This window comes from Streptomyces odontomachicola (assembly GCF_039605595.1).
Taxonomy (GTDB): domain Bacteria; phylum Actinomycetota; class Actinomycetes; order Streptomycetales; family Streptomycetaceae; genus Streptomyces.
The window spans coordinates 1-771 of sequence record NZ_JBCFOK010000043.1; the positions used below are offsets into that span (position 1 = coordinate 1).

Sequence of the window (771 nt, forward strand, 5' to 3'; positions counted from 1 at the left end):
CAGGGGGCCGAAGACTTCGTCCTGGACGACTCCGGCGAACAGTTCGATGCCGCGCGGCGCCATGGGCTGGACGACCACGCCCTTGAGCAGGCCGGCGAAGCGGGTGGCCAGGTCGCGGTAGGCGGTGCGGGCCTGTTCCTCGCCGGTGATGTCGAGGAGGACGGCGTTCTGGTCGCTCTTGTGCAGGAGGCCGGGCCAGTACGCCTTGAGCGCGACTCGGCCGTGGCCTTCGCCGGCGAGGTGGGCCGCGGCCTTGGCCGCGGCGTCTTCGTCTTCGGCCCAGCGCCAGGGGACCTGGGGTATGCCGTAGTGGTCGAGCAGTTGGGTGCAGGTGTGCGGGCTGAGCCAGCCGCCTTCGGGGTGCGCGGAGAGGAAGGCGGCGGCGATGGCGCGGCTGCCCTCCGCGCCTGAGGTCTCCCGTCGCGGCTGCGGGACCGTGCCCTCGGGGCGTGCGCGCCACCGCGCGTAGCGCACCGCGTGTGCCAGGGCGCGGGCCGCCTGCTGGGAGTCGGCGTAGGACGGGACCGCCTTCCGCGCGCCGCTGCGGCGCAGGGCGACGGGCGCGGTCTGCTCGGTGCGGACGACGGCCACCGTGCCGGTGCCGCGCTGCGCGGCGTGGGTGACCGCGCGCAGCAGGTTCTCGCCGGTCGCAGCGGCCAGTGCGGTGGGCACCAGCACGACCAGTACGCAGTCCACGGCGCGGGCCAATGCCTCGACGCAGGCGTGCAGTTGCTCCTCGGAGACCCCGGCAGTGGTGTCCACGGGGTTGGC

At 74.7% G+C, this 771-nt stretch carries 1 protein-coding gene; it reads right to left on the reverse strand.

Annotated features, from left to right (window positions below):
- Nucleotides 1–771, reverse strand: a 771-nt coding sequence (locus ABEE00_RS35705; RefSeq protein WP_345749989.1) for an acetate--CoA ligase family protein, incomplete at both ends; no start/stop codon positions are given.